This window comes from Streptomyces sp. NPDC029169, from assembly GCF_055563935.1.
In genome coordinates, this window is sequence record NZ_JBVHXA010000006.1 from 353,587 (window position 1) to 376,643 (window position 23,057).

Annotated in this window: 22 protein-coding genes, 4 pseudogenes and 1 riboswitch; of the genes and pseudogenes, 9 read left to right on the forward strand and 17 right to left on the reverse strand. The window is 70.1% G+C overall.

The window, feature by feature from the left end; genetic code table 11:
- Window positions 1-2: 2 nt before the first annotated feature.
- The 5 genes from ACZ4VI_RS14805 to dhaK form a co-directional block, all read right to left on the reverse strand.
- Window positions 3-344: an energy-coupling factor ABC transporter substrate-binding protein gene (locus ACZ4VI_RS14805; protein ID WP_467999596.1), complete on the reverse strand. Its 342-nt coding sequence runs from the start codon at window positions 342-344 to the stop codon at window positions 3-5.
- The gene (locus ACZ4VI_RS14810; RefSeq protein ID WP_467999597.1) at window positions 341-1,054 is read right to left on the reverse strand and encodes an energy-coupling factor ABC transporter permease; all 714 of its coding nucleotides are present in this window, start codon (window positions 1,052-1,054) and stop codon (window positions 341-343) included. Before ACZ4VI_RS14810 ends, ACZ4VI_RS14805 begins: the two co-directional genes overlap by 4 nt.
- 29 nt (window positions 1,055-1,083) lie before the next feature.
- Window positions 1,084-1,279, reverse strand: a riboswitch (cobalamin riboswitch).
- 252 nt (window positions 1,280-1,531) lie between these two features.
- Complete coding sequence (locus ACZ4VI_RS14815) at window positions 1,532-1,936, reverse strand: PTS-dependent dihydroxyacetone kinase phosphotransferase subunit DhaM (RefSeq protein ID WP_467999598.1); 405 nt, start codon at window positions 1,934-1,936, stop codon at window positions 1,532-1,534.
- Window positions 1,933-2,547: a dihydroxyacetone kinase subunit DhaL gene (dhaL, locus tag ACZ4VI_RS14820; RefSeq protein WP_467999599.1), complete on the reverse strand. Its 615-nt coding sequence runs from the start codon at window positions 2,545-2,547 to the stop codon at window positions 1,933-1,935. Before dhaL ends, ACZ4VI_RS14815 begins: the two co-directional genes overlap by 4 nt.
- 7 nt (window positions 2,548-2,554) lie before the next feature.
- Complete coding sequence (dhaK, locus tag ACZ4VI_RS14825; protein WP_467999600.1) at window positions 2,555-3,547, reverse strand: dihydroxyacetone kinase subunit DhaK; 993 nt, start codon at window positions 3,545-3,547, stop codon at window positions 2,555-2,557.
- Window positions 3,548-4,024: 477 nt separating this feature from the next.
- Between dhaK and ACZ4VI_RS14830 the strand changes: the two genes are divergently transcribed.
- On the forward strand, window positions 4,025-4,477 hold the full coding sequence (locus ACZ4VI_RS14830; RefSeq protein ID WP_467999601.1) for a DUF5959 family protein: 453 nt from the start codon (window positions 4,025-4,027) through the stop codon (window positions 4,475-4,477).
- A gap of 657 nt (window positions 4,478-5,134) precedes the next feature.
- Here the strand turns inward: ACZ4VI_RS14830 and sigJ are convergent.
- From sigJ to ACZ4VI_RS14850, 4 genes are all read right to left on the reverse strand, one after another.
- Entirely contained in the window at window positions 5,135-6,109 is a 975-nt protein-coding gene (gene sigJ, locus ACZ4VI_RS14835) for an RNA polymerase sigma factor SigJ (protein ID WP_467999602.1), read from the reverse strand.
- A 242-nt stretch (window positions 6,110-6,351) separates the two neighbouring features.
- Window positions 6,352-6,552, reverse strand: coding sequence for an Hsp20/alpha crystallin family protein (locus tag ACZ4VI_RS14840; RefSeq protein WP_467999603.1), 201 nt, complete (start codon window positions 6,550-6,552; stop codon window positions 6,352-6,354).
- 91 nt (window positions 6,553-6,643) lie between these two features.
- A complete protein-coding gene (locus ACZ4VI_RS14845) occupies window positions 6,644-7,105 on the reverse strand; it encodes an SRPBCC family protein (protein ID WP_467999604.1) in 462 nt (153 codons plus the stop codon).
- On the reverse strand, window positions 7,102-7,443 hold the full coding sequence (locus ACZ4VI_RS14850) for an ArsR/SmtB family transcription factor (protein WP_467999605.1): 342 nt from the start codon (window positions 7,441-7,443) through the stop codon (window positions 7,102-7,104). The genes ACZ4VI_RS14845 and ACZ4VI_RS14850 overlap by 4 nt, the downstream gene beginning before the upstream one ends.
- A gap of 113 nt (window positions 7,444-7,556) precedes the next feature.
- Here ACZ4VI_RS14850 and ACZ4VI_RS14855 point away from each other — a divergent pair, with 113 nt between their 5' ends.
- The 4 genes from ACZ4VI_RS14855 (at window position 7,557) to ftsH (ending at window position 13,244) form a co-directional block, all read left to right on the forward strand.
- On the forward strand, window positions 7,557-8,105 hold the full coding sequence (locus tag ACZ4VI_RS14855; protein ID WP_467999606.1) for a TIGR03086 family metal-binding protein: 549 nt from the start codon (window positions 7,557-7,559) through the stop codon (window positions 8,103-8,105).
- A gap of 194 nt (window positions 8,106-8,299) precedes the next feature.
- A complete protein-coding gene (locus ACZ4VI_RS14860) occupies window positions 8,300-10,354 on the forward strand; it encodes an aconitate hydratase (protein WP_467999607.1) in 2,055 nt (684 codons plus the stop codon).
- 225 nt (window positions 10,355-10,579) lie between these two features.
- Complete coding sequence (locus ACZ4VI_RS14865) at window positions 10,580-10,861, forward strand: DUF1876 domain-containing protein (RefSeq protein ID WP_467999608.1); 282 nt, start codon at window positions 10,580-10,582, stop codon at window positions 10,859-10,861.
- A gap of 418 nt (window positions 10,862-11,279) precedes the next feature.
- Window positions 11,280-13,244, forward strand: a complete 1,965-nt coding sequence (ftsH, locus tag ACZ4VI_RS14870; protein WP_467999609.1) for an ATP-dependent zinc metalloprotease FtsH — start codon at window positions 11,280-11,282, stop codon at window positions 13,242-13,244.
- Here the strand turns inward: ftsH and ACZ4VI_RS14875 are convergent.
- From ACZ4VI_RS14875 to ACZ4VI_RS14890, 4 genes and pseudogenes are all read right to left on the reverse strand, one after another.
- A pseudogene (locus tag ACZ4VI_RS14875) lies at window positions 13,166-13,660 on the reverse strand (LysR family transcriptional regulator). The gene ftsH and the pseudogene ACZ4VI_RS14875 overlap by 79 nt on opposite strands.
- A gap of 19 nt (window positions 13,661-13,679) precedes the next feature.
- Window positions 13,680-14,381, reverse strand: a pseudogene (locus tag ACZ4VI_RS14880) (transposase family protein); the annotation flags it as partial.
- Between the two features lie 152 nt (window positions 14,382-14,533).
- Window positions 14,534-15,250 (reverse strand): annotated as a pseudogene (locus tag ACZ4VI_RS14885) (LLM class flavin-dependent oxidoreductase); the annotation flags it as partial.
- 8 nt (window positions 15,251-15,258) lie between these two features.
- Window positions 15,259-16,185: an NmrA/HSCARG family protein gene (locus ACZ4VI_RS14890; RefSeq protein WP_467999610.1), complete on the reverse strand. Its 927-nt coding sequence runs from the start codon at window positions 16,183-16,185 to the stop codon at window positions 15,259-15,261.
- Window positions 16,186-16,346: 161 nt separating this feature from the next.
- Between ACZ4VI_RS14890 and ACZ4VI_RS14895 the strand changes: the two genes are divergently transcribed.
- A complete protein-coding gene (locus ACZ4VI_RS14895) occupies window positions 16,347-16,943 on the forward strand; it encodes a TetR/AcrR family transcriptional regulator (RefSeq protein ID WP_467999611.1) in 597 nt (198 codons plus the stop codon).
- 105 nt (window positions 16,944-17,048) lie between these two features.
- On the opposite strand, the gene ACZ4VI_RS14900 is transcribed toward ACZ4VI_RS14895, so the two are convergent.
- Together ACZ4VI_RS14900 and ACZ4VI_RS14905 are read right to left on the reverse strand one after the other, a co-directional pair.
- Window positions 17,049-17,327 carry a hypothetical protein gene (locus tag ACZ4VI_RS14900; RefSeq protein WP_467999612.1) on the reverse strand — a complete coding sequence of 93 codons (279 nt, stop codon included), beginning with the start codon at window positions 17,325-17,327 and terminating at the stop codon, window positions 17,049-17,051.
- 78 nt (window positions 17,328-17,405) lie between these two features.
- Window positions 17,406-17,993, reverse strand: a complete 588-nt coding sequence (locus tag ACZ4VI_RS14905; protein WP_467999613.1) for a YceI family protein — start codon at window positions 17,991-17,993, stop codon at window positions 17,406-17,408.
- Between the two features lie 309 nt (window positions 17,994-18,302).
- On the opposite strand from ACZ4VI_RS14905, the pseudogene ACZ4VI_RS14910 reads away from it, so the two are divergent.
- From ACZ4VI_RS14910 to ACZ4VI_RS14920, 3 genes and pseudogenes are all read left to right on the forward strand, one after another.
- Window positions 18,303-18,773, forward strand: a pseudogene (locus tag ACZ4VI_RS14910) (EAL domain-containing protein); the annotation flags it as partial.
- Complete coding sequence (locus tag ACZ4VI_RS14915; protein WP_467999614.1) at window positions 18,770-19,057, forward strand: hypothetical protein; 288 nt, start codon at window positions 18,770-18,772, stop codon at window positions 19,055-19,057. The pseudogene ACZ4VI_RS14910 and the gene ACZ4VI_RS14915, both read left to right, overlap by 4 nt.
- The gene (locus ACZ4VI_RS14920) at window positions 19,054-19,287 is read left to right on the forward strand and encodes a hypothetical protein (RefSeq protein WP_467999615.1); all 234 of its coding nucleotides are present in this window, start codon (window positions 19,054-19,056) and stop codon (window positions 19,285-19,287) included. The genes ACZ4VI_RS14915 and ACZ4VI_RS14920 overlap by 4 nt, the downstream gene beginning before the upstream one ends.
- Before the next feature lie 281 nt (window positions 19,288-19,568).
- Here ACZ4VI_RS14920 and ACZ4VI_RS14925 read toward each other — a convergent pair whose 3' ends face one another.
- Together ACZ4VI_RS14925 and ACZ4VI_RS14930 are read right to left on the reverse strand one after the other, a co-directional pair.
- On the reverse strand, window positions 19,569-20,468 hold the full coding sequence (locus tag ACZ4VI_RS14925; protein WP_467999648.1) for a phosphotransferase: 900 nt from the start codon (window positions 20,466-20,468) through the stop codon (window positions 19,569-19,571).
- A gap of 142 nt (window positions 20,469-20,610) precedes the next feature.
- Complete coding sequence (locus ACZ4VI_RS14930; protein WP_467999616.1) at window positions 20,611-22,623, reverse strand: ATP-binding cassette domain-containing protein; 2,013 nt, start codon at window positions 22,621-22,623, stop codon at window positions 20,611-20,613.
- Window positions 22,624-23,057: the final 434 nt, after the last annotated feature.

Here is a 23,057-nt window from a genome sequence, read left to right on the forward strand (position 1 = left end):
GGCTACTCGTCGCCCGTGGCCGCTCGCGACAGCTTCGCCGCCGCGCGCGCCTCACCCTGCCTGCGCCCGCGCCGCAGCCCGAAGTAGTACGCGAGCACTCCGGCGCCGAGTGCCGCCTGCAGGGAGAACAGCCCCGACTCGATCTCGGCGGACGGCGGCTCGTACAGCGGGCTGAACCACGGCTCGTAGTCCGGGTCGATCTCGGTGATCGCCGCCTCCGCCTGCCCGTCCGCGCCCGTGAACGGCTCCTCCTTGCCGTCGCCGAGACCCAGCGCGAGCGGGAGCACCGCCAGCGCCGCGACGACGAGCAGCAGCAGGGTGTTGATCTTCGCGTTACGGCTCATCGGGCGCTCGCCTCCGCCGCGTCGGTCTTCTCATCGGACTTCTTACGGGACGGCAGCAGGACACCGAGCCGGGTCAGGTCGCTCTTGCTGGACTGCGTGAGCAGCCGCATCACGAGCACCGTGAGCAGCCCCTCGCTGACGGCGAGCGGCAGCTGCGTGACCGCGAAGATGCCGCCGAACTTGGCCAGCGCGCCGAGCACACCGCTGCCCGGGTCGGGGAAGGCCAGCGCGAGCTGGACGCTGGTCACGCAGTACGTCGACAGGTCGGCGACGAACGCGCCGAAGAACACGCTCACCATGAGCGGCACTTCGAAGCGGCGCAGCAGCCAGTACGTACCGAAACCGGCCCACGGCCCCACGATCGCCATCGAGAACACGTTGGCGCCGAGCGTGGTGAGCCCGCCGTGGGCGAGCAGCAGCGCCTGGAAGAGCAGCGTGATCGTGCCCAGGACCGCCATCACCGGCGGACGGAACAGGATGGCGCCCAGGCCCGTACCGGTCGGGTGCGAGCAACTGCCCGTCACCGACGGGAGCTTGAGGGCGGAGAGGACGAAGGTGAACGCACCGGACGCACCGAGCAGCAGGGTGGACTCGGGGTTGGCCTTGACCTCACGGGTCAGCGCGCGGACGCCGTGGACGACGAAGGGAGCGGACGCGACGCCCCAGGCGGCCGCGTGCACAGGGGGCAGATACCCCTCGGCTATATGCATGGTTGGGAGACCCTCTCCAGCACCTCGTGGATGGACAACGCACCTTGGCCGGTCTCCTGGCTGACGGGTCATGCCGCCGCGGCTCCGCCTTCCCACACCGCCGCGGTCTCCCGCGGCGGTCCAGTGGCTTCCCCGGAGGGATGGAGCCGGACTTCCCGATCACAGTGGCGAGGGCCGCACCGGTACCGCACCGGTTTCCCGTACACCAAGGCGCTGTGACATTAGTGGGTTGACCAGCTACATCACAACACGGCGCCTCCCCGGGACGGTGTGTGACGAGCCTCCCGGGCCCCCGGCACACCCCTTCCGCCTCGCCTCACCCCTTGCGTCCCCGGCTCACTCCTTCCGTCCCCGGCTCCCCCCTGCCGGCCCCCGGCTCACCCCCGTCCGTCTCTGTTCACTCCTTCCGTCCCCGGCTCACCCCCGTCCGTCTCTGTTCACTCCTTCCGTCCCCGGCTCACGCCTTCCGTCCCCCGGTCACTCCTTCCGGTACGTGTACGCCTCCGAGGCCGCGGCCACCACCGCGTCCAGGTCCCCGCCCGCGCTCGCGGTGACGAGGGCGGCGACGGCGCCCTCGACGAACGGGGCATCCACGAGCCGTGATCCCACGGGCAGTTCGTCCCCCTCGGCGAGAAGCGCCTTGACGGTCAGGACGGCGCTGCCGAGGTCGACGAGGAGGGCCACCCCGGCGCCCCGGTCGACCGCCTTCGCCGCCTCGACGATCCGCTCGGAGCTGGTGCCGAGGCCTCCGTCGGGGGTGCCGCCGGCGGCGGCGACCGGCGCGGTCGGGCCGCCGCCCGCGAGCCCCTGGGCCAAGGCGGCGACGGCGTCGGCCACGCCCGCGCTGTGCGAGACAAGCACGATGCCCACCGGACCGGTCACGCGGCGGCCACCTCCGCCAGGGCGGCGACGAGCAGCGCCGACGAGGTGGCTCCGGGGTCCTGGTGGCCGATGGAACGCTCGCCCAGATAGCTCGCCCGGCCCTTGCGCGCCTGGAGCGGTACGGTCGCGAGGGCGCCGGCCTCGGCCGCGTCCCGGGCGGCGGCGAAGGAGTCGCCGAGCGCCTCGGCCGCCGGAACGAGCGCGTCCAGCATCGTCTTGTCCCCGACCTGGGCCCCGCCGAGCTGGCCGACGGCGGCGACCCCGGCGGCCAGCGCCGCCGCCAGGTCCTGCCGCGTCACCGAGGTGCCGTCCCCGAGCGCCTTGCCGGTGCGGCGCAGCAGCGTCCCGTACAGCGGTCCGGAGGCGCCTCCGACGGTGGAGATCAACTGCCGCCCAGCGGCGACGAGTACGGCCCCCGGTGTCTCGGTCGGCTCCTTGTCCAGGAGGTCCGTCACGGCGGCGAACCCCCGCTTCAGGTTGGTGCCGTGGTCCGCGTCGCCGATCGCCGAGTCGAGCTCGGTCAGGTGCCCGGCCTCCCGGTCGACGGCGGCCGCGGCCGTGGTCAGCCAGCGACGGAAGAACGCGGCGTCGAACTCGTTCACTTCGGGCATCCCCCGCTCACCGGCCCCAGCGCAGAGCGGGCGTCTGCACGGGCGCGTCCCACAGCCGCAACAACTCCTCGTCGGCCTCGCAGACCGTCACCGAGCAGCCGGCCATGTCCAGCGAGGTCACGTAGTTGCCCACCAGTGTGCGGGCGACCGGGACCCCGCGCTCGGCCAGGACCCGCTGTACCTCGGCGTTGAACCCGTACAGTTCGAGCAGCGGCGTGCCGCCCATCCCGTTCACCAGGACCAGGACCGGACCGGTCGGCCGCAGATCCTCCAGTACGGCATCGACGGCGACGTCCGCGATCTCGCCCGAGGTCATCATCGGCCGCCGCTCACGCCCCGGCTCCCCGTGGATGCCGATCCCCAACTCCAACTCACCCTCGGGAAGTTCGAAGGTAGGGCTGCCCTTCGCGGGCGTGGTGCAGGCGCTCAGCGCCACACCGAAACTCCGCGACCGCTCGTTCACCCGCCGCGCGACCGACTCCACCCGCTCCAGCGGCGCGCCCTCCTCGGCCGCGGCCCCGGCGATCTTCTCCACGAAGAGCGTCGCCCCGGTTCCGCGCCGCCCGGCCGTGTACAGACTGTCCGTCACCGCCACGTCGTCGTCGACGAGCACCTTGGCGATCTGGATGCCCTCGTCCTCGGCGAGTTCGGCGGCCATCTCGAAGTTGAGCACGTCACCGGTGTAGTTCTTGACGACGAACAGCACCCCGGCCCCACTGTCGACCGCGGCGGCGGCCCGCACCATCTGATCGGGCACGGGCGACGTGAACACCTCCCCGGGGCACGCGGCCGACAGCATCCCGGGCCCCACGAACCCCCCGTGCAGCGGCTCGTGCCCGGACCCGCCCCCGGACACAAGACCCACCTTCCCGGCGACGGGCGCGTCCCGCCGCAGCACGACACGGTTCTCGACATCGACGGTGAGCTCGGGATGCGCGGCGGCCATGCCCCGCAGCGCGTCGGCGACCACGGTCTCCGGAACGTTGATCAGCATCCTCATGTGTACCTCCAGATGAGATGAGCAGGCGAGCCAATGAGCAGGGTTTTTGCAGGTCAGAGCAGGTGAGGCGAATTGTTGATCTTGGCGGTTCATGTCGGCGAACGGCGGTTCTGCGCGGTACTGATGCTGAGTGAATGCTGACTTTCCTGATGGCGCATCAGGTTCGGGTCGTGTGAACGAGCTTTGCGAATGCGCATCATGGCGCAATTATCGACGCGAGGTCGCGTGTGCGCACCGGCGCGTCATGGGTCGGATTCGGGCGATTCCGATTCCAGGACGCGTGCGGAGTAGGGACTCGCGGGAGTGGGTCCGATCCGGTGTGTGGTGCACTCCTGACAGTGGCTCAGTACGACCTTCCTCACGTCACCCCTGAGAACTCCTCGCAGAATGAGGCTGGGGGCAACCTGGTTGTGCCCGAAGATCCGGTTCACCACCATGAGCCCTGACGGATGTGGGCGGCGCAGCAGAGGGTGAACAGTGGATTTGATCAGGCTGTCGGATGGCGACAACAGCTTCCGGGTGCGTGTGCTGGGGCGTCACTCACCGCGCCTGCTACATCTTCACGACCGGCTCGACGCAGAGGTCCTCGTCACGAGCAGCTTCGTCACCGGCCGATTGGCAATGTCCCTGATCCCTTCCGACCTGGACGACTGGTCGCGGGCGCTGGACGAGCTCGCTGCCGGTCAGGACATCTGCTGGAGGGACGACGACCACAGTCCCGAGATCAGAATCCAGCCGCACAACGAAGAGCATGGGTCTGTCGCTGTCCGTGTGGAGGATCTGGGCATTTCGTGCGTCTCGGTTTTCCTTCCCATGGGTCTTGAGGATGGATGGATCGACGAACAGCGGAGTCTTCTTGGATTGGTGCGCAAGGAGTGGCCGAGCGAGGTCCTGGAGTCCTCGCCAGGCGTCTACGAGTGGCGGCGCTGAGCTGCTACGAGGCGGCGCCAGCAGGTGGTGGCGCAACCGGAGGTGAGGACGGCTAGGCCGGAGCCGTGCTCGGTGCCCCTGCGGCCGATCATCGGCTTCACGTCAAGTGCCCAGGCAAGGCGCCGGTACTTGTCGTGGCCGTAGCGGCGGTTGCCGAGCACAGTGTCTGGGCGCCCGCCCTGGGTCGGCCCCATTCGCCCCGCACGGGCGGCAAATGATCAGTTAGCCCTACCCATACGTTGAGCAGGCCAACATGAGCGGAGCAGGCACACGGGTTGGGGTAGGCACGCGGTTCCGCCGCCACCGCGGCGTCCGTCGCGATCGGCTCCGCACATGATCGACCCGGCAGCGGCTACTCGGCGGAGTGCGGGCCGTCTTGCCTGTGAACGGGAAGAGCGGATAGCCTCCGTGCACTGGCCTCCGGGTGGGTGGTACGGCCAATCCATCCCGAACCGGTACAGCAACGTCAGTGCGATGACGGCCGCGAGCGGTGCGAGCCATCCCCGCGCCTCCCCTGAACACCGCGCCGCAGAGTGAACGAGCAAGCGGACCCGCCTACATCCCCCGCAACGACCGAGGTACTTCACTCACACTGACCAAGGAAGGATCAGTTCGGTTCCCGCTCCAGCCGCTTTGCCGTGACCGGCCGGACAGTTCCTAAGGGTGCGGTCGAGCGGATTTGGTCCCAACGCTGTGGCCCACCGTCCACGGCCGGAGCTTCTCGGGGTTGCGTACGGCCCAGATGTGCGTGATCCGGTCGCCTGCGATGTCGAAGGCGTACACGGTCACGATGACGCCGTCCTGCTGGGCGACCAGGCCGGGCTGACCGTTGACCGTACGCTCCAGGAACGTCATCGCCTCGGGCCTGCGACGGGCGATCTCCACCCAGGCGCGCGCGATCTGCTCACCGCCTTCGATGGGGCGCGGGAAGGTGGTGGCCAGGCCGCCGCCGTCGGCGATCGCCGTGGCGTCGGGGTCGAGCAGGCCGATGAGGGCGTCGATGTCCTTGGCCTCCCAGGCTTGCTTGAAGTCCCTGACGACGGTCCTGCGTTGGGCTGCCGGAGTCATGGAAGGCTGAGCGGCCCGGATACGGCGGCGGGCCGAGGAGGCCAGCCGGCGGCATGCCGCCGGGGTACGGCCGACGATCTCGGCCACTTCGGCGAAGGAGTGGCAGAAGACGTCGTGCAGGATGAACGCGACGCGTTCGGCCGGGGTCATCGCTTCAAGCACGACCAGGAAGGCCAAGTTGACCGACTCGTCCAGGGTGACCCGGTCGGCCGGATCGACCGTCGCACCGTCCGCCCGCCCACCGCTCCACTCCGAATGCTCGGGCAGCGGCTCGGGGATCCATTCGCCCACGTAGGTCTCTCGCCGGGCCCGTGCCGAGCCGAGCAGGTTGAGGCAGATGCGGCCGGCGACCGTCGTCAGCCAGGCGCCGGGTTTCTCGATGGCGTCCTGCTGCTGCGGGGACATGGCGTACCAGCGGGCGTAGGTCTCCTGGACGGCGTCCTCGGCCTCGGCCAGGGAACCCAGGAGCCGGTAGGCGAGATTGATCAGTTGGCGCCGCTCGCTCATGATCGCGTCCAGTCCCGGATCGGGCCTGCCGTGTCCTGGCTCGGATCGGATGCTCATGGTGCCGACGGTCCCTTCGTCGTATCTGCCCTTACCGGTTCGACAACGCAGGCCCCCGGAATGTGAGGCGGCGCACCGGCCTCACATTCCGCGGGGCTGTGTTGTCGAGCTGCTGAGACGAACACATCACCCAACGATCAGGGAGCTCATGATGACGACCTCAATGTCGGCGACGCTGTTCGCCGGCCCGGCGCCCGCGCAGCGTCTGGAGCGGGCAGCCGCCGCACTGACCGCGCACGGCTTCAGTCTCCGGCCGTGATCTCGATGTTGCGGGGCTTGGCCATCTCCGCTTTCGGAACTTTGATAGTCAGCACTCCGTCACGGAGCGTGGCATCGATGTCTTCGGTGATGATTTCGCCGGGCAGCAGCGTTCGGTACTCGAAGCGACGTCCTCGATGGCTTCCTCGCCGGAACCGGGCTCTCCCTCGATCTCCCTCCGCCATCCCCTTGAAGCGCCGAAGTCGGTAGCGGCAGCACCAGTCCGGGCAGCGTGAGGCAGATAAGGAACCCCATCCGGCCAGTATCGTCGCGCCCTCAGTGCGGAACAGAGGTATGCGGCTCCAGCCACTTGTCCGGCCCCGGGTCTCCGCCCTCGGCGCGCTCGACCAGGCGGTCCAGGTAGTGGGTCCAGCCCTCGAAGTGCGGGGCGCAGGCCTCGGTGGGCAGGTCGCGGTGGACCAGGGTGAGCAGGGTGCCCTCGCCGTCGGGGGCCAGGGTCACCTCGACCGTGCTGGCGCCGGGCGGCACCGACTTGGCCCCGTCCTCGTAGCCCCAGGTGAAGACCACCCGGTGGTACGGGTCCACGGCCAGGAACTGCCCGACGGCGTCGCAGTGGCGGTTGACGCCGGTCCGGTACGCCCCGCCCGGGGTGAAGGAGAACTCGCCGTCCCGGCCCATCCAGGAGAGCCACTTCTCCCGGTCGGTGAAGAATGAGAACACCGTCTCCGGGCGGGCGGCGATCCGCCGCTCCAGCACCACCTGGTCGGTCGTCGTCATGCGCCGCTCCCCTCCGACTTCTCGGCCCGTTCGGCCGCCTCCGTTGCCTCTGCCGCTTCCGCCAGTTCGGCGAGCACGTCCAGCTTGTCGGCCCACATCGACTGCAGGTAGGCCGCCAGCGGTCCCATCGTCTCCCGGTCGGCCCGGTAGTACCGCTTGCGGCCCTCCTGGCGCAACGTGACCAGGCCCGCGTCGCGCAGCACCTTCAGATGCTGGGAGACCGCACCGAAGGTCACCTCGAACCGCTCGGCGATGTCGCCCGCGCACAGCTCGTCGTCCCAGACCAGCCGCAGGATCTCGCGTCGGCGGGGTTCGGCTATCGCTTGGACCGCTTCCATGCCCGTCATTTTAGTCGAGGCTTCAGCTTGCGCTCTGCTCGGTCCTCATTTTAGTGTCGACTTAAGTAACTCCCACGAGAACCAACGAGTCCGAGAAACCAGAGGCCCCTTCCATGCAGACCGCACTGACCGAGTTCGCCACCCTGTTCGCCCGCACCGCCGAGGCCATCCCGGCCGACCGCCTCAGCGCCGCCACCCCGTGCGCGCAGTACACCGTCGCCGACCTGTTCGCCCACCTCGGCGGCGTGCTCCCCGACTCCGAGCTTGCGGCCGCCAAGCTCCCCCGCGCCGGCGAGCCCACCCCCCTCACCGAGCCCGCCGCGGTGGCGGCCAGCGCCGAGCGCGCGGTCGCGGCCTGGCTGAAGCCGGAGGCGATGACCGGCGAGACCCAGTTCGGCCCCGGCACTTACCCCGCGAGCCTCGCCGCCGGCATCACCCTGCAGGAGCTCGCCCTGCACGGCTGGGACCTGGCCCGCGCCACCGGCCAGCCCTTCGTGGTCGGCGAGGAAGCGGGCACCGTACTGCTCGGCGTGGTCGAGCAGATCGCCGAGCAGGCCCGCGCCAAGGGCGGATACGGCCAGGCCGTCACCGCACCGGCCGACGCCTCCGCCTTCGACCGCGCGCTCGCCCTCAGCGGCCGCAACCCGGGCTGGATCGGCTGACTCACCAACAGAAGGTCGGTGGGCAGGCCACCCGGGGCTGCCCACCGACCTCTGCTCTCCCTCGATCTCCCACCGCCATCACCTTGAAACGCCGAAGTCAGGTAACCGCTCGGGTGCTGCTCACGCTGTTCGGGAGGCCAAGGCGTCGTGCGTCGGCTTGCCGCTTCCTGGGTGGGGCGCGCAGCCTGGGTGGTGTGACGCGTTCCCATGGCACGCTGGCGCACCGGCTGATCGCCGACCATCTCCTCGACGGGCGGATGGAGCCGGGTCGTGAGATCGGGTTGCGGATCGATCAGACGCTCACGCAGGACGCGACGGGCACGCTGGTGATGCAGGAGCTGGAGGCGCTCGGGCTGGAGCGGGTCCGTACCGAGGTCAGCGTCCAGTACGTCGACCACAACCTGCTCCAGGCGGACGAGCGCAACGCCGAGGACCACGCCTTCCTGCGCTCCGCCTCCCGCCGCTTCGGCATCTGGTACTCCAAGCCCGGCAACGGCGTCTCCCACCCCACCCACATGCAACGCTTCGGCATCCCCGGCAAGACGCTCGCCGGGTCCGACTCGCACACCTGCGCCGCCGGGTCGCTCGGCATGCTCGCTGTGGGCACCGGCGGCCTGGAGGTTGCGCTCGCCATGGCCGGACGGCCACTGCATGTGACCATGCCGGAGATCTGGGGCATCCGCCTGACCGGCCGCCTGCCGGAGTGGGTGAGCGCCAAGGACGTGGTATTGGAGCTGCTGCGGCGCCACGGCGTCAAGGGAGCGGTCAACCGGATCCTGGAGTACCACGGCCCGGGCCTGGCGGGTCTGACCGCGATGGACCGGCATGTCATCGCCAACATGGGTGCCGAGCTGGGCGCCACCACCTCCGTCTTCCCCTCCGACGCGGCGGTGCGCGCCTTCCTGCGCGCCGAGGACCGCGAGGCCGACTTCCGTGAGTTGGCCGCCGAGCCGGACGCCGTCTACGACCTCACCGACGAGATCGACCTCGCCACGCTCGAACCGCTCATCGCCCGCCCCACCTCGCCCGGCAACGTCGTCCCAGTGCGCGAGGTCGCGGGCGAACCGATCGGGCAGGCCGTCATCGGCTCCTCCGCCAACCCGGGGCTGCGTGACTTCGCCATCGCCGCCGCGATTGTCGCCGGTCGCCAGACCGACCCCGCCGTCAGCTTCGACGTCAACCCGACCTCCCGCGAGATCCTTGCCGACCTCACCAAGACGGGCGCCACCTTCGAGCTGATCGCCGCCGGGGCCCGTATCCACCAGGCCGGCTGCCTCGGCTGCATCGGGATGGGCCAGGCCCCGGCCGTCGGCCGTAACAGCCTGCGCACCTTCCCACGCAATTTTCCCGGCCGCTCCGGCACCGAACAGGACGCGGTATGGCTCTGCTCCCCGGAGACGGCCGCCGTCTCCGCCCTCACGGGCGAGATCACGGACCCCCGGGAGTGGGCGGCCAAGCAGGGCGTGCCCTACCCGCAGCTGCTCCTTCCTGAGCGCGCGTCGGTCAATCGCGCCATGTTCGAGGCGCCGCTGCCGCCCGAGGAGGCCGCCCTCATCGAACTGGAGCGCGGCCCCAACATCTCCGGCCTGCCCGACTTCGACCCACTGCCCGACCTGCTGGACGGACCGGTCCTGCTCAAGTGCGCAGACAACGTCTCCACCGACGAGATCTCCCCGGCCGGCGCGAAAGCACTGCCGTACCGCTCCAACATCCCCAAGCTCGCCGAGTTCACCTTCACCCGGATCGACCCGGACTACCCCCGGCACGCCGCCGAACTGGCCACCGACGGCAGGCCCGGTCGCCACTTCGTCGTCGGTGGGGAGAACTACGGCCAGGGTTCCTCCCGCGAGCACGCCGCCATCACGCCACGCCATCTTGGGCTGCGCGCCGTCATTGCCAAGTCCTACGCCCGTATCCACTGGCAGAACCTGAGCAACTTCGGCGTTCTGCCCCTGGAATTCGCCGACCCGGCCGACTACGACCGCATCGACCCCGGCGACCGGCTACGACTGGAGAACCTGCACGACGCACTGGCCCCCGGAGCCGGCCCCGGCCTGCCCCTGCACAACACCACCAAGAACGAGACCTACCAGGTCCGCCACCGGCTCCCCGACACCCGCCGTCGTACCGTCCTCGCCGGAGGCACCATCGCGGCCCTCGCCCGCGAGGCACGGCACCCGGGAGGCACGGGTCCCGACATCCTGGCCACACCGACAGCCCCGAGCGACCTCACGCACGACGGCGACTGACCCGGCCGCCGCCCGTGCCTGTGCTCACTCCTCGGGGGCTCCTTCGTCCACCAGGTAGTTCCTGGTCCACGTGGCACCACAGCGGCAGTGGGAGGCTGAGCGCACTCGCCGCCCAGGTCCGGCGCCGCATCATGGAGGAGACTTCGGGCCCCACTGCGCCGCCCTCGGGCCCAGAGCAGACCGTATCCGTATCGCGTCGGACCGTACCGAAGTGAGGAGTCGGTGATGTCGCACACGACGGAATGGAAGGTCCGTCTCCGCCTCGTCGAGGACGAGGGAACGACGACGGCGAACGCGGTGCTGGACGCCGGGGACACCGCGCTCACCGGCCACGGCGTCGCGCACTGCCATCCGACGGACACGAATGTGCCGGAGATCGGCGACGAACTGGCTGCGGGCCGTGCCATGCGTGACCTCGCCCAGCAGCTGTTGGACACCGCCGAGCACGAAATCGAGCGCATGGGCGCGGCGGCCACCACCCGCCAGGCCCCCGGATGGGTCCTGTGATCGTCGGCGGCGAGTGCGACCTGGATGAGGCGGGATGCCCATGCGCAGGCCGCAGTCGCGACGGCCATCGGCCCGCCGCGAGGTAGCCGTTTGAGCCCTTGTGAGCCGACCGCGTTGCCGCGGATGCCTCAAGTGTCGGCGGCGAGGCGGTCGAGCCACTCTCCGCGCTGCCGAGGGTCGTCTGTTCGGGCAACGCGGCTCGCAAGGCGCCGGACACGGGCTACCGGGATCTCCATACCGGCCCTGAAGACGGCAGAAGTGGCCCGAGGCGGGAATGGCCGCGATTCGGTGCGGTCGATCTTCCCGATTGGTGGGAAAGGCGCTGATCCTGGAAGTGGACGCCCACCTGCGATCCACACGTCTTCGCATTCCGGGAACGGCCTCGCCCGAGGTTCGTCCTTCGCCAAGGAGCCGTCCGGTGATCACATCAGTCTGTCTGCCAGGCCGGCATCTGTCACGGTCGGCCAAACCGGGGCCTCCCCGTGAGCCGCCCAAGCCCCCGGCACCTTCGTCGTCACCTTCCTGGTGGCGCTGGCTGCTGCCCGCCATGCTGGTCCTGCTGCTCGTGGTCCTGATGCGAGTCCCCTCGCCCCAGGAGGGCACATCGCTGTCGTACAGCGACTTCGTCGGCAAGGTGAGCGGCGGTCAGGTCAAGGCGGTCGACATCAACGACACGGGCGCCATCGAGGGCACCCTGAAGGACGGCAAGAAGTTCACCACGCGGATACCGACCGCCCTGGACAACAGCCGCCTGGAGCAGCAGCTGGAGTCCAAGGACGTGGAGATCACCGCGTCCCGGAGCAGCGGCGACGGCCTCTGGGGGACGCTGCTGGTGGTGTTCCTCCCGCTGCTGCTCATCATCGCCCTGTTCCTGTGGAGCACCCGCCGGGCCGCCCAGGCACTGGGCGGAGGACTCAGCGCCATCGGGCGTGCCCGCGCCAAGATCATCGAGACCGAGCGGCCGACCACCCGCTTCGAGGACGTGGCCGGCTACGAGGGGGTCAAGCAGGAGGTCAGCGAGATCGTCGACTTCCTGCGCAGCCCCGAACGCTATGCGGTCGCGGGAGCCAAAGGGCCCCGTGGCGTGATCATGGTGGGGCCGCCGGGCACCGGCAAGACCCTCATCGCCCGCGCGGTGGCCGGCGAGGCGGAGGTCCCGTTCCTGTCGGTGACCGGCTCGGCGTTCGTGGAGATGTTCGTCGGCGTCGGCGCCTCACGGGTGCGCGATCTGTTCGCCGAGGCCCGCAAACGCGCCCCCTCGATCATCTTCATCGATGAGATCGACGCCGTCGGCAGCCGTCGCGGCGGGGCCACCCGGCTGGGCGGCAACGAGGAGCGCGAGCAGACCCTCAACCAGCTCCTCGCCGAGATGGACGGCTTCGACCAGTCCAGCGGCATCGTGGTGCTCGCCGCCACCAACCGGCCCGAGGCCCTCGACCCCGCGCTCCTGCGCCCGGGCCGCTTCGACCGGCACGTGACGGTGCCGCTGCCCAACCAGGCCGAGCGGGCGGCGATCCTGGCCGTCCACGCCCGCGGCAAGACCCTGGCACCGGACGTCGACTGGGACGCCGTCGCCCGGGCCACACCGGGCTTCTCCGGCGCGGACCTGGCCAACCTGGTCAACGAGGCCGCCATCAACGCCGTCCGGGCCGACCGTGCCGTCATCGGCGCCAAGGACCTCGACGACGCCCGCGACCGGCTCCTGCTCGGGCGGCGGGAGTCCACCAACGCCCTGCTCCCCGAGGAACGGCACGCCGTCGCCGTGCACGAATCCGGACACGCGCTCATGGCGGCCCTGTGCGAGCATGCCGACCCGGTCGCCAAGGTCACCATCCTGCCCTCCGGGCCCGCACTGGGCGCCACCGAACAACTCCCCGAAGCCGAACGGCACTTGTACAGCGAGAGCTATCTGACCGACCTGCTCACCGTACGGCTCGGCGGCCGGGCCGCCGAACTGGTCGTCTTCGGCGAGGGCTCGACCGGTGCCGCCGACGACCTGGCCGGCGCCACACAGATCGCAGCCCGCATGGTCCGCGAGTTCGGCCTGTCCCCGGCGCTCGGCCCCGTCGGATACGGCTCCGGCGCCCCCCACTACCTCGGCGGCGAGAGCACCGAGGACACGCTGCACCGGCCCTACTCCGAGCAGACCCAGCGGATCGTCGACAAGGAGACAGCCCGCCTGGTGCGGCACGCCGAGGAACGCGCCGTAGCCCTGCTGCGCGACCACCGCAAGGCTCTGGAGACCCTGGCCGAACTACTCACCAGCCGCGAGACCGTCGACGGATCGGTGGTCCTCGACGTACTTCAACAGCACGAGCAACAGCAACAGCGCCGGGACGGCCACCGCCCTGCCGCGGCAGGGAAACCGACGCCCTCCCCGTGACGCCGCCGCGACGCCCCAGGCGCCACGATCAGCGGCACCGCGACCAGCTCTGCGGGCAGGTTGTGTTCGAGCGGGGCCAGGCCGACGGTGCCATTCCACAGCACGGCCTGCAGGCATTCCTCGACGACGCGCACCACTGGGCCCTCGCGCGGCTCGCCACCGTTCCAGTACGACTGCCGCCGCGGTCGCGCGGACGCGGTCGGGCCTGGTCGAGCAGGGCCGACGCCTCATCGAGCAGTACCGCGCCCACCGGGGTGAGCGTGACGCCGGCAGGCGAGCGGGCGAACAACAGGTCACCGACCTCGGTCTCCAGCTGCTTGATCGCTCGGCTCAACGGCGGCTGACTCATGTGCAGTCGAGCGGCGGCCCAGGCCGAAGTGGAGTTCCCCTAGGAATCGCGAGCGGTTTAAGAGCAGCCGAGGGTAGGCGGCGTCTCAGGCGACGTGCAGTTGGGCGACTGGGCCACCGATGGAGCTTTCTGGCACGTCGGATTAAGGCGCGCACAGTGATGAATCCAGGATTGTGTGCGCTCAACCATCCAGCGCATGCCGACTTGGATCCCAGCAGGCACGCCCTTGCGGGCGATCTCGCCGACGAGGTCGTGGTCGTTGAGGATCCGGCGGCTGGGCTCGCCGTCGTAGGCGGAATCGAGATGCACGGTGGCTTGGTGGGCAGGTTTCCGACCTGGTGCTTGGCCGCGTTGATGGTCGGTTCGAGCAGGACCGAGTCGTGCTGATTGGCCCCGGCTGAGGCCAGACCGAGCGGTATCCCGTCGCCGTCGACCATGGTGGAACGCTTGAGCCCCCTGCTTGGCCCGGTCGACTGGCGACGGCCCTGCCTTGTCTCCCTTGCATGGGGCCTTGATGTGACAGGCGTCGACCGACAGCTCGGACAGCTCCAGGCCGATCATCCTGTCGTACGCGGTCAGCGCGATGCGGTGCAGTTCGGGCGCCAGTCCCAGGTGCTCCGTTGTCTGAGCCTGTTGCGGATGGTCCAGTCCGAGCAGTCGGCGGTGGCCACTCGTTCGTATCCGGAGCCGTGTACCAGGGCTTCGACAACCAGGCCGAACACCATCCTGTCTGGAACGCGTCGACGGTGGCAGAGCCGCGCCTGTTCGCCATGTTCCCGGGCCGGGTCAGGGGAGCAAGTGTGCTGCGAGTTGCTTCCACTGCTGTGTGGGCGGGGTGTCGGGTGTGGTGGTGAGGAGGTGAAGGCTGACGTGGTCGGCCCCCGGCGTCAAGGTGCTCATGGACACGGCGGGCGATGTCCTCGGCGGTGCCGTGGGCCACGAGCGCGTCGACGAGTCGGTCGTCGAGCGAGTCCACGCCCTCATACCCCAGGTCTGGGAGCAGGGTGCGGCGGTTGGGCAGGGCAGCTGCTGCCGTGGCGCGAGCCGGCGCGGCGGTGTGTGAGCGGTCCGGGCCCAGCACGCACAGCTGGGTGACGGCCAGCAGCCCGGTGGGTCCGAGCGCTGCTCTGGAGTTGCGGGTGTGTTCGACCGGCATGCCCAACGGGTTGGCGCCCCAGGCCCGTTCGGCGGCGAGTGCGAGCATTCCGGGGTCCAGGGCCATGAGCACACGGTGTGGTGAGACTCCCGTGGCCGGCGGCCCGAACGGGGCGGTGTCCATCGCGTCGAGGTAGGCGCGCATGGTGGGCAGTGGGGGGCCGAAGCGGTGGCCGCGGACATCTTCCGCGAGGCTGGGGTGGCTGTCCCACAGGCCGAGTAGGAAGCGTCCCGGGAATGCCTCTTCAAGAGTGCGCTGTGCGGCGGCGGTCGTGACCGGGTCGCGCGCGTAGATGTCCGTGCTGCCGGCTGCCACCACGATGCTTCGGGTCTGTGACAGCAGGATCCCGGCCTGTGCCATCGCTTCCCGCCCCGCTGTCTCGGGGAACCACAAGGTGCCGAAGCCGAGGTCCTCGATCGTGGCCACGGCCTCGCGGACACCGGACGCCGAGCAGCTGTCGAGTTCGCCTGCCCAGATGCCGATGCGACCGAGGTGGGGCATCTGGCCGCTCACGTGTCCTGTCCCTGTACATCCTGGGCGTCCAGGAATGCCGTGATCTGTGTTGCACCGGTTCGCTCCAGCCAGGTGCCGAAGTCCATCGCGGCAGGGTGGATCCGCCGCGTGGCGGGGATGTCCGCGCGGTAGCCGCGTTCGTTGAGCCACTCGTGGGCGAACGCGAACTGCTCGTTGACGGCGCGGATCGTTTCTATCGGGATCCTGGCGTACGGAAGCGGGCGCCCGATTGCCGTCGCGATGTGTGCGGCAATCTGGACCGGGGTCAGTTCGTCGCCGGCCAGGCTCGTCGATCGCCCGATCCACTCCTGGGGCCGGGAGAAGGCCAGGGCGGTGACGAAGCCGACATCGTCAACAGCCATGATATGTAGCGGAACGTCGGGGGCGATACCTGAGACCAGGTTGCCGCCTTGCAGGGCGTACTCACCGGTGTAGTTCTCCATGAAGGAGACCGGCCGCAGAATCGTGGCGCGCAGGCCGAGCTTCGCGAGATGCTGCTCAATCCGCCACTTGCTGATCAGGTTCTGCGGCAACGCCTCACTGCCGTGGCGGTCCGCGCCGGCCACCGAGCTGAAGACGAGGTGCTTGATCCCGGCGGTCTGGGCGGCCTCGGCGATGTTCATTCCCCAGCGGACCTCGTCCTCGGCAGAGAAGTCGGGCGCCGTGCCAGGGGAGCCCACCGTGGGCTGGACGCTGAACAGGCCGTAGGCGCCTTCGGCAGCCTCGATGAGGGAGTCGACGTCCCCCATCTCCGCGCGCACGATCCTCGCGCCGGCGCTCGCCAGGGCCTCGGCCGGCGCCCCGTCCGGATCGCGCGTGAGGGCGCGCACATGCCAGCCACCGTCGAGCAGATGCCTGGTCACTGCCCGGCCCTGCAGGCCGGTCGCGCCTGTCACCACGATGGTCTTGTCCGTCGGCTCCACTGTCTCTCCTGGATCACGCAAGCACTGGGGAGGACGAATCCGTAAGTGGGGTGGCCCTCCGGTTGGCGCTCGATACAATATGGAGGACCACCCCGGTTAGCAAGCCGTCAGGAGTTCCCGTGTCTCAAGACGCCACCGTGCCGTCCTCGCCCAGGCGTCCCATGCGTGCCGACGCGCGGCGCAACTACGAACGGATCCTGGCCGCCGCCGGAGCCGCCATCGCTCAACGTGGCGTAGAAGCCTCCTTGGAGGAGATCGCGCGGCATGCCGGGGTCGGCTCAGCCACACTGCACCGGCACTTCCCATCCCGGCAGGCGCTATTGGAGGCCGTCTTCAAAGATCGGGTGGAGACTCTCTGTGCCAAGGCACGCGACCTCGCGGCCGAGCCCGACCCGGAAGCCGCGCTCGTCACCTGGCTTCACGCCGTCGGGGCACACGCCGTAGCCAACAAGGGCCTGGGGGCAGCTCTGATGCCTGGTGCCGGAGACGGCGATCCGACGCTGGGAGACACCTGCCACACGCTCATCATGAACGCCGGCAGCGAACTACTCGCGCGCGCACACCACGCGCATGCCGTACGCCCCGAGGTCACCATCACCCAGCTGCTCAAACTCGTCGGGGCCATCGCACTGGCCACCGAGCGGGACAGTGACGGCGCAGCCGAAACCGACCGCTTGCTGACACTCGTGATCGACGGGGTGCGCCAGCGCGGGATGGTGCCGAGCGGATCCTCCGACATGACAGGCGAGGACCAGTAGATCATTTCCATCGCCATGAGATCCTTGGGCTTCCGCAACCCTCGGGCCTATCGTCGGTCGCTCTAAGAGTCCTGTGGCCTTCGATAGCGGCAGCCGGCGTGTCGATCAGGTCTCGATCACGGCATCGCAGTCGGAGCAGACCACGGATGCGTACTGCGTGGGGCACCAGGGCGCCCCAGGGTGCTCGGTGATCCCGGGGCCCGTTTCCATGGCGAAGGTGTCCTTTCCGCACAGAGTCCGCGGCCCTGTGGCGGCGGGCTCCCCCGGGGCGGTGGGCGCCGCGTGCACCTTGCGGACGTGCCGTTCCTCGCCACCCTCTGCCCTCGGGGAGGGGCGTGTGGCCATCGGCTTGTCGAGTTCGTACACGACGACGATGTTGCTCATGCCCCCACCGTAGGAAGCCGAAGGGCTGATCCGCCTGCAAGCCTGCGGACGAGTGATTGCATTCGGCCGACGCCGCTCTCACGCCTGGCCTGTGCGCGGCGGCACGTCCGCCGGTTCGAGCATGGCCATCTCGAACTCCACCCGGACGTCGTCGGCCAGCCGCAGCGCGCCCAGGAACGCGGTGTAAGGCTTGATTCCCCAGGTGGACTGCGTGACGGTCGCCCAGCCGCGCAACGCCCCGGCGTCGTTTCGCCTGCCGTGCACTGTCACGGGATGGGTGTGTCCCCTGATGGTGAGTTCCCCGGTGATCTCGAAGGACTGCGGGGTTCCCGTGATACGGGTGGAACGGAAGGCGATCGTGGGGTGCTCCGCGGAGTCCAGCAGCGCCTTGCCCGCCAGCGTCCGTTTGATCTCGGCCCGGTCGGCGTCGGTGAGTGCCTTCAGCCCGCCGCTTCCTTCCCGGACCTCCAGCGAGCCCGTCTCGACCGTCACGCTCACCGAAGACCTGTCGGGGTCCTCGACAGCCACCACCGCCTCCCCGGTCCATCGCGTGGCTTCGATGGTGAGGTCGTGCCCCGCCCGGCGTCCCAGTCCCGTTCGGCCGGTCTTGATCAAGAGGCGGCCGGTCGACGGCCCGAGTCGGTACGTTCCGTCTGTCAGCGTCACAGCGCCGAGGGTACGGGCGGATCCGGCAGGATGAGCCGATGCGGTCCGCTCGGCGTGTCTGGCGAAGATGATGTTCGCAGCGATGCGAATTACTGGGTTGCGCCAGTACGCATGACCGGTGTGCGGTCAGCCTGCCGGCTACAGGACCGGGGTGATGTCTTCCCGCCTGCTCTCGGTGTCCGCCCAATCTCAACCGCCGCCGACCGCCGCCGAGTCTGGCCGCGTTCTCAGGTGCGGCGCGCTGCGGGGAGGTCGTGCTGTGGAGCACAGCGGAGCCGGAGCGGCTGCCGAGCGCCTGGCCGACGCGCGCTGCACAAGATCACCTTCGGACTGCTGCGGCTCGCAACCGACCTCGGGCTGCAGTCCGTGGCCGACGGCGTGGACCTGCCGGAACAGGTCGTCGCGCTGCGCGCGATGGGCTGTACGCACGGGCAGGGGATGGCCTTCTCCGGGCCGCTGGACGAGTACCGGCTGCGCCGGGCGCTCAACGGTGGCCACCTGCCGGTACCGCCCGTACCGCCCGAAGCGGCCTTCGCGGGCGGCAACGTCCGAGGCGCCGCGTCCAGGCGACGCGCGTTCGCTGAACAGGGGGCCGTCGCGGGCGAGTTGCTGCGCGACTACGCGCCACATCATCAGGACGAGGCCACCGCGGCAGTCAGAGCGGCCGGTGAGATCGAGCACACCCTCGCCCGCCTCTTCGTACGTCTCGGACCGCCTCCCGAACCGACAGAACTCGAGTACACCCCAGCAGGAAGCGGCGATGGAGGCGCCCGGCCTTGAGTGTGGAAGAAAGCAGCAGCGCTCTGCCCCTTCCGTCAGAAGACCCTGTCGTCTCGGCGGGGCTGGAGATCGCCATGAAGTGGGGTGCCGCCCTCGGCGGACCGGAGCAACTGAAGGTTGCCTTCGAAGCCCTGGAACCCCAGCTGAAGCGGGAACACCAAATCCGGCTCAGGCAGCTGGACATGCAGCGGGAGGCGGCTGCACGCGCGGACGAGAAAGCTGACGCAGCCGCGGAACGCGAGGTACAACTGCGCGAGAGAAGCGTCAGCACGCGCTCTGGATGACCGGCGTGTACGTGGGCCCCGTGATCAGCGTCGCCATGCTCGGTGCTGGAATCTACGTGGCCAAGGACGTGTGGTGGCTTGCGATCATGCTGTGCGGCCCCAGCTTGGTGGCCATGGGCAAGCTGTACGTGCTGCGCCGCAGTGATGCCGCAGATATGCAGGCGCTGTCCCAGGGCGCCCGAGGCGCCACGAACGCCGCCGGCCAGGCGCAGCCTCCGCCCATCCCATGACAGGACCAGGGGAGTGGTGTCCGGCATCAGCGAGACCGACGCGCCCTCGGCGCCGTGCCGGGTGGCGAACTCGATCGCTCCGGCCGAGTTGCCTCATTCGGCAGGGTGCCGTTCGAGGTAGGCGTTGGTCAGGTGACTGATGTGAGAGCGGGAGGGAGGCAGGTCAGGACCTCATCGTGTTCAGGGGCGGGCGGTTTGGGGTCGGCGGTCGGCGCGGCAGGCGGGCCGGGGCGGGTGACCGCGAGGGTGGCCCCAGGCCGGGGTGAGCCGGTGGGCGCCGGTCAGCGAAGGTGGGCCCGGAGCACCTCCTCGGCCTCGTCGAGGCGCTCGCGCAGCTCGACGGCGGCCTGGAGGCGGGCCCGGGCGTATGCCTCCAACGAGGGGGTGACGGGACCGAGCCGGTCCGCGAGCGTGTTCAGCGGATACACCGACATGGCGAGCGCCGCAGCGGTCACCCTGACCACGCTCACCAGCTCATTCACCGACACCCGCGGGTGCAGGTCGTGGTAGACGGCGGCGAGACGGCCCAGCCCGTCCGGCCAGTCCGGCCGGGAGAGCACGGTACGGGGGTCGAGCGCGAGACGGCCCAGTTCCCACACCGGACCCCGGCGGCCCGGGGGCATGAAGTCGATCAGGGCGGCCATCCGTTGACCGCGCAGGAGCACATTCGGACCTGACAGGTCCCCGTGGACCACCTGCGAGAGCATCACTCGCGGCACCTGCTCCAGCAGGCGCTCCACCTCCGGCATCCCGGTCAGCCGCTCGCGCGCCGTCCGCAGCGCCCACTGTTCGAACCGGGTGAGAGGCGAGGCCGCCTCGTAGTGGCACACGAGCTCTTCGAGTCGCGCCCGGCAGCGCGCGGGGTCGATGGCCTTGTCCCGAGCGCCGAGCCGGGGAGGGCCGAGAGGGTGGAGGGCCAGGCCCCGGTGCAGCCGTCCGACCGCCTCGCCGACGGCCTCCCACCGTCTTCCGGTGAGTTCGCCCTCCGCCGTGACCGCCCCGGGAATGTACGAGGTCACAGACAAGGTCACCCCGTTGGCGGAAGCGACCAGCCGCTCCTCGTCGACCGCGGAGCGGGCGCGAGCCACCGGCACCCCGCAGAGGTACGCGTACTCGCTGAGCCGGGCGGCGCTTTCAAGCCTCGACAGATCCGCGCCGACGGGTAGGTCTTCACGAACCAGGTGTCGCCGTCGGCCGTGGTCGCGATGTGGTTACGGGTCGCGGTGCCCGCCGGTCCGTCGGAGAGCGAGACGGGGACGATGGCGAACTCGGAGGCGAGCAGGAGCTTCACCCCGGTCAGCCGGGTCGGGGGAGTGCCGGCCGTCACGGCGCCGCCCCTTCCGGGGCGGCGCCGTGGGTCTGGTAGCCGTCGGCCTGCAGCGTGAACATGCCGGCGTAGTCGCCATCGAGCGCCATGAGTTCGTCGTGCGAGCCCGACTCGACGATGCGGCCGGAGTCGAAGACGTAGATGCGGTCGCAGTCGACGACGCTGGCGAGCCGGTGCGAGATGAGGACGGTGATCTGGTCCTCACGCAGCCGCCCGCGCAGCACCGCCTCGTAGACGGCGTGTTCGGACGGCGGGTCCATGCTCGCGGTCGGCTCGTCGAGCAGGAGCAGTGAGGCGTTTTTGTACAGGCCGCGGGCGACGGCCATCTTGGCCCACTGCCCGCCGGACAGTTCCTGGCCTCCGCGGAACCGCTTCGAGAGCAGAGCCTCCCACTGCCCGGGCAGGTCCGCGATGACCTGGTCGGCGCCGGCGGCCCGGGCGGCGGCCACGGCACGCTCGGGGTCGGCCTCGGTGAGGCTGCCGGTGGACACCGTCACGTTGGACAGGGCGCTGAAGGGGAAGTGGACGGGGTCCTGGAGCACACAGGCGACCTGCCGATGCAGGGACTGCGCGTCCATGGTCCGGACGTCCACGCCGTCCCAGCACATCCGTCCCCTCTGCACGTCGTGCAGACCGGCCAGGATCTTCGCGCAGGTGCTCTTGCCCGAACCGTTGAGACCGACGAACGCGACCCTTTCGCCCGCGGTCAGAGTCATGGACACCCCGTTCAGCGCGGGGGTGTCCTTCCCCGCGTAGGCGAAGAACACGTCCTCCAGGGTGATGGTCTTCACCCGGTCCGGGGCGTGGACCTCGCCCGTCCTGAGCTGGAGGCCCCGGCATCGTTCCTGTACGGCGAGGAGGTCGTCGACCCACATCGCGTGCTCGTAGACCAGGTGGCTGACTTCGACGAGCCGGGTCAGCGAGTTCTGTCCGGCCTGGATGGCGAGCACCGCCCCGGCGCCGGCGGCCAGCGGGAGCCAGCCGGCGATCAGCATGGCGCCGAGCGCGACGTACGTGATCCCGGTGCCGAGGCCGCCGACCCCTCGGCCGGCCAGATTCAGGAGGGCCGCCTGCACACCCAGGCGTGTGTCCTCCTCGGCGATGCGGGTGATCAGGCGGCGGTGCTCGTCCAGGAGCGCGCCTTGCGCGGTGTCGGAGCGGAGTTCGGCGGCGGCGTCCTGGTCGAGGAGCAGCCAGGAGAAGACCCGGACGCGGCGTTGGAGGGCGTTCCACCGCTTGAAGGAGTGGAACCGGGCCCGGGCGCTGCGTACGGCCGCCGCCCCGACCGGCAGGACCGACAACAGGAGCAGCGGCAGCAAGAGGGGGTGAAGGATGCCGAGAACGCCGATGGTGCCGGCGAGGCTGAGGACGGCGGAGGCGAGGGAGACGACCTGGCCGACGATCTGCCGGGCGTAGAACAGGCCCCGGTCGTTGGCGCGGTAGACCTCGTCGTGCCAGTCGGCGTCCTCCACCGCCTCCAGCCGCACGTGCGCGGTCAGATGGAAGAAGTCACTCTCCAGGGCGGTGCGGATCTTGGGCGTCACGCGGGCCTGTGCCACCGCGACCGCCGCCTCCGACAAGGCGCGCATGGCGAGGAACCCGACGACGAGGAGGATCTGCGGGACGGCGGCGCGTACGCGGTCGGGGGTAGGCCCTTGGGCGAACAGCTCCTGCAGCACGGCGACGGATGCGATCAGGCCGAAGGCGGACATGGCCGACGAGCCCAGCTGGCACGCGACGACCGCGGTGGTTGCGCGCGGGTCGGCGCGCCAGGCGAGCTGCCCGATCTGCCGGGTGATCCGTGGCAGCCGGACAAGAACCTGCCGGACGGTCGCGCGGGCGGCGGCGCCGTCATGGACCGACCAGTACGCCTCCTCCATCTCCTCGGCCATGTCCCCGTCCTGGGGACCGGCGGGCATGGCGCGGGGCGGGAGGGGGAGAGCGGGTGGGGCGGTCCGCGGCGCCGGAACTGGGCGCTTGGTGGCTTCGGCATCGACGTGCTCGCTCATGCCGCCCACCTCGTGTCCGGCCTTGCGGAGGGGCGCGCGAGGGGGGTGGTGGGGCGGGTGGGGGAGGGGTGCACGGCGTCCTCCGATGGAGAGTGTTCCGGGATGTCACCGGGCTCAACGACGTGGCCCGGCTGTTCGAACACACGTGTTTCGGACGTGGCGTGAACCGCATGACAGAGCGAAATCGCGAGCGTGCCGGGTACACGGACCCTTGCCTGCCGAGGGCGGCAGCCTGGCGCGAGCCTGGCCGAAACGCCGACGTCCCCCACACACTGGGCCGAACCTTACGAAGTGTGGCAGGCCGCTGGGGTCTCTTCACTCGAGTGCCTGACCGAGGTTGACCGCGGCTCTGGCCTGGGCCGGAAGTGAGCTCGCCGTCGTGGTGATCCTGGAGGGAAGCGTCAACCCGTTGACGGCCGCGTCGAGGTGCATGT